Origin of the sequence: Microcoleus sp. PH2017_24_DOB_U_A, assembly GCF_020738205.1 — a bacterium.
Classification (GTDB): domain Bacteria; phylum Cyanobacteriota; class Cyanobacteriia; order Cyanobacteriales; family Microcoleaceae; genus Microcoleus.
The window spans coordinates 1-5,042 of sequence record NZ_JAEQCT010000022.1 but is presented as its reverse complement, the minus strand read 5'-3'; the positions used below and the strand labels follow the sequence as shown (position 1 = coordinate 5,042).

Sequence of the window (5,042 nt, the reverse complement as noted above, 5' to 3'; positions counted from 1 at the left end):
TCTATATAAGATCGGAGCGCTGAAGCGCAACTACATACCTTTGTTTTAGAAGGTGACATTATTTATTCAATAGACTTGTATTGCCACAATAATAGCGCTTTTAATATATATAAGATCGGAGCGCTGAAGCGCAACTACATACCTTAAACTTGAATGGCCAAAATAATTTGGATGTTCCTCTGAGCAGCGTCCAAATTATTTGATTGCAAAGACTTTTCCTATTCCATCCTAATTGGAAAATATCCTGTGATTGCGAGCATTCGGAGCAAATGTGTAACCGTATCCGCGAATTGTTTGAATAAAATTTGGCACAGCCCGATCGACTTTAGCCATTTTCTTGCGAATCTGGCCGATATGTACGTCCACCACTCGCTCTTCTGATCCATAATTGCATTTCCAGCCCCAAATTTTTTCGATTAGCTGTTGGCGAGTCCAAGCTTCATCTGAATGAGTTGCCAAAAAACACAATATCTCATATTCTAATTTGGTTAGAGTCAAAGTTTTATCCTGCCATCTTACTTCCCTACTCATTAAATCAATTTCTAGTTGACCGCAGACAAGGCTGCGCGGGTTGACGGTTCTCCCTCGCCGCAACAAGACTTCTACTCTAACTGCTAATTCTTCAATACTGAACGGTTTGCACATAAAATCGTCAGCACCTGCTTTTAGGATTTTAATTCGATCTTCTTCGGCGGTGCGGCTGCTCAGAATCGTGACTAAAACATTCGTCCGCTTTTGCATTTCTTGACAAAGTTTATAGCCTGTAGTATCGGGCAAATTCCAATCTAAAATCACGAGAACTGGGTTGAATTCATCAAATATTTCTAAGGCTGTTTGGCCGTCGGCTGCAAATTGTACTTCATATCTCTGCTTTAGAAAGCGGTAGACTAGATTGCGGACGGGGGCGTCGTCTTCTACAACTAGAATTTTGGTGTTTTGAGCGGCAGAGATTTTCATAATTTTTAACTCAATTGTTAATGGTGCAAAGTTAAGAAAGCGAAGCTGTCTAAAAAACAGTCTTTATTCTTTAGTCAGCCTCCGGCGGGCTAAAGTTTTTGTAGGCAATCCCCCTGTGGCATTGGTGCCAACTTAAACCTGGAAGCATTGAAAAATCTCGTTTTTCTCTGAGGCCAGATCCCCCCTAGCCCCCCTTAACAAGGGGGGGACAAGAATCCGATCAAAGTCCCCCTTCTTAAGGGGGATTTAGGGGGATCTGGCCTCGGCTGAAAGCAAGATTTATCAACAGTTCCAGGATTAAGTTGAGACCAATCCCCCTGTGGTGGCCCCGATTTCGATCGCCGAGGTATTTTTGTCAATAAATTAAATCGACACATGACTTATCCAGGCGCGATCGCCTTTCTGTGGAGATTTCAGCCAAAAAACTAATTTTTTCGCGGGATTTGGCAATTCTTTACAAAATTTAACCGAAACTCCCCATTACCAGAAAGAATTGGTTGAAATCAGACTATTCATTACTCCAATCCTCGGACTTATAAGTAGAGGTCGCTCTCAAACTGTCAACTGTCAACTGTCAACTGTCAACTGTTGAAGCTTCGCCGATCAGGGTGAAAGCTGCCCAATCTCTGGGGTTTGGGTGCTGCTGCATTGTCTCCAGCATGGCGCTGCACAGGGCTTGAGCTTTGTTGCCCGTTCGATCGAGATTTTGATAAAATTTCACCATCAAATCGGCTGTAGGAGCATCTGGCACCGCCCACAAAGAGACGATCGCACTGGATGTACCAGCCGAAATTAAAGCGCGAGACAAGCCGATAACCCCGTCACCGGTAATCCGCCCCATGCCGGTATTGCAAGCACTCAAAACCACCAAATCCGCCTGGAGGTGCAGGTGCAAAATTTCCTCAGCCGTCAGCAAACCGCTATCGGTGCGATCGGGTGCAAAGGCGATCGCACTGCCGAGTCCGCGAGTGCGATCGAGCAATCCGTGGGTGGCAAAATGGACAATGCGGGCGTCTGACAACCGCTGAAGCACGGCAGATTTGGTAGCCGAATTCCCCGTCAGGGCTTGGGTTTGGAACAATTTGGCGATCGCGTTAGCTTCGGTTTCTGAATGCGGCAAAGCAGACAACTGCTGCGGAGCTTGGCCCGGTACCAGAGCAACTTCAGGCATTGTCGGATTTCCTACTACTAAAATATCCCCAGCTAAATTAGAAATTTCTTGTCGTTTTTGACTCGTTAATTCCAGAATTTGAATTGCAGGAGCAGTCAAAATAGTATGTTTTTCAATCAAGTATTTTCCAGCAGCATCTTGCAGCGCCGGAAACGGCACAAAAAACAGTTCGCCTTGAGGAATAAAGATAATTTTAGCTGCTGGATCTGTCGGCAACAAGTCAGCAATCGGTTCGATTAGCAGTTGATGGAGTTTTTGCAAGCGAGGGTGATTGGTGAGGCTCGATTCCACTTTTGCTGCTACATCAATTGCAGGCCTCTTAATAGTCAACCCTGCGGGCCAAGAGGATTGGCAGAGCGAGAGAATGTTGTGAGTTTTATCAACAGATATTACTTGCCAAGGTTCCCAATTCGGCGCATCATCGTGGAGTTTGACTAAATCACCTGGGTACATTTTTAGAGTGGGATTGAAATCGCGATTCCTGATGCCGATCGCCTCGCGAGAATCGGCAACCAGCTCTTTGAGCGAAGTATGTTCGTAGTTGATGTCAACTTGGCGGAAGGCTATTTCACCCGTGGGCTGAATTACCCAAATAAAGAGTTCTTCTAAAAAAGAAATCGAATATTCTACAAAAGTTGCATTTTGGGCTCTGGCAATTTCTTGAATGCGATCGATGTTAGGCGGCTTAATATCGGGTATCGCATCTGAATTGGCAGATAACCGAGCACCCAGTAATTCTACAAACGCCCGCGCCCGCCCCCGCTCCGCAATTTCCAGCGCCTGTTTGGTTTTTTTCTGGACGATCAGGGTTTTTTCCAAGTGGCGGTAAGTTGCGGCTTGGGTTTCAAAAATAGATACTTTAAAGTTATCGCGATCGCTCAATTTTCCCCGCAGCGATTCCCAAGTTTGAATTGCATCGCCCAGGACTGTTTCAGCTTCTGCAAACTTGCCAAAGTCAAATAAAGCAAGTCCTAAATTGTTGAGAGTTGCCCCTTCTGATGCGGTTTCGCCGATCGCCCGCGCGATCTCCAAACTCTTGCGGCTGTATTCGATCGCCCGCTGGTACTGCCCCAAACAGCGGTAAGCATTGCCCAAATTTCGGCAGGAAGTTGCTTCCCCAGAGCGATCGCCAATTTCCTGTTGAATATCTAAGGATTGTTTGTAAAATGCGATCGCCCGCAAGTAATGCCCCAAATTACTGTAAGCATTACCCAGAATCACCAAAGAATTAGCTTCCCCAAAGCGGCTGTCAATTTTCGGTGCAAGATTCAGGGACTTCTCACAGTATTCGATCGCCAATTGATTTTGTCCCAGGGAAACGTAGGTACGTCCCAAAGCGTTTAAGGAGTTCAATTCTCTATGCTTAGAGTTGAGTTTTATTGCCATATCTAAAGACTGAAGTTGGCATTCGATCGCCTGCTGGTATTCGCCCAGGGAATGATATGCACTCCCCAAATCGCGCCAGAAATTAGGTTCTCCATAGAGGTTGCCGATTTCCGGCTCAATCTTTAAACACTGTTGGTGGCACTCAATTGCTTGCAAGTATTCCCCCAAAGCATTGTAAATATTGCCCAAAGCGTTTAAAGAATCCACTTGTCCAGCGCAGTCGCCGATATCTCGCTGAATATTTAGCGCTTGCTGGTGAGAGTCAATTGCTTGCGAGTATTCCCCCAGCGCGCTGTAAATATTGCCTAGATTGTTCAAAGAATTTGCTTCTCCGTAGCCGTTGCCGTTGTTTCTATGAATATTGAGCGACTCCTGATAGTATTCCATCGCCTGCGAGTATCTTTCCACGGAAATACTATCACTTTCCGAGAACGAATCTTGCTCCGGGCGCGGTATTTCTGGTCTCTTCAGAATGTTAACAAAAAATTTATTATTAATAGGAGACTGAATCGAGCGGTAAATCGACAACACATCTGCCGCCGACAGCGCCTGTTTGTAGAGCCGAATATCTCCAATATTGCCTCGATAAATGCCACCAAAATCGTCCGATCGCCTGCCAACAGTCAGGGGTATACTATTGATAAGTGAACTCTGTTGCCCTGTTGGGTTGAACCGCCAATCTACTTCCTTGCCATCGACATACCAGCGCCCTCCATCCAATCGATCGCGATCGACAGCAACCCCAACGTGATGCCATTGGTTGTCGCTAATAACAGGGAAAGTATCAATTTTTGTATAATAATATTCGCTACCAGAGTTTACCCAACTTTTTCCATCGGCTATTTGCAGGTTAATTTGACCGTGATAAAGAAATAAAGCCCAACCCCGTAAAGGGCCAGAATTTTGAATCCGTTTATCGATAATCTTGACAATACCCAAATCACCCGTGCGAATCCACGCACACACAGAAAAGTCTTCCGTGCCGACATCCAGCAAAGGAGTGACTGGGAAAGTAACGTAACCTCCTGTCAGCAGCAGGCTTTCTTGCGGCCCGTTTTGCGATCGCTCAACAGCACGGCAAACGCTGTCAATTAGCAGTGCTGGAGGGAGATCCGGGCGATCGCTCGCCAAGTTTCCTGCTGCATCAAATGACCAAAGGGCGATCGGTGCTGTATTGAAAGTATTGTAGGCGCTTAATATTGGATATTTCATCTATAGGTTGATGTCTTATTTTTTAGGGAATTGTCAATGTAAATAATGGCGGGGATGGGGCGGGTTTTTGAGATTTTTTGTGGATTTTGTAGATGGTTGGCGAACCCGCCCCTACAGGATTTTGGGATGTTTTTTTTGCAGCAAGCTCACCATAAATAAAAATGTACGATCCCTACAATTTGTCTCGTTCGTGTTCGATCCATTGACATTGATTCCTGTAGATACTGTCTTGAGCTGTCAAGGGGTAGCAAGTAAATAATTGGGATCGAAAGGCTTTTGGGACTTTAAAATCCCAAAAGCCAAATGCACCAACTTC

2 protein-coding genes are annotated in these 5,042 nt (G+C 45.5%); both read right to left on the bottom strand.

All coding sequences use genetic code 11. The features are described 5' to 3' along the window. Positions 1–228: 228 nt before the first annotated feature. On the bottom strand, positions 229–957 hold the full coding sequence (locus JGK07_RS04005) for a response regulator transcription factor (RefSeq protein WP_293186941.1): 729 nt from the start codon (positions 955–957) through the stop codon (positions 229–231). Positions 958–1,531: 574 nt separating this feature from the next. Then, positions 1,532–4,726, bottom strand: a complete 3,195-nt coding sequence (locus tag JGK07_RS04000) for a CHAT domain-containing protein (RefSeq protein WP_293226779.1) — start codon at positions 4,724–4,726, stop codon at positions 1,532–1,534. Between the last annotated feature and the right edge of the window lie 316 nt (positions 4,727–5,042).

What these genes read in the sequence shown, in the direction of transcription:
- JGK07_RS04005 (WP_293186941.1), bottom strand. Translation starts at nt 957, where the DNA reads ATGAAAATCTCTGCCGCTCAAAACACCAAAATTCTAGTTGTAGAAGAC.
- JGK07_RS04000 (WP_293226779.1), bottom strand. Translation starts at nt 4,726, where the DNA reads ATGAAATATCCAATATTAAGCGCCTACAATACTTTCAATACAGCACCG.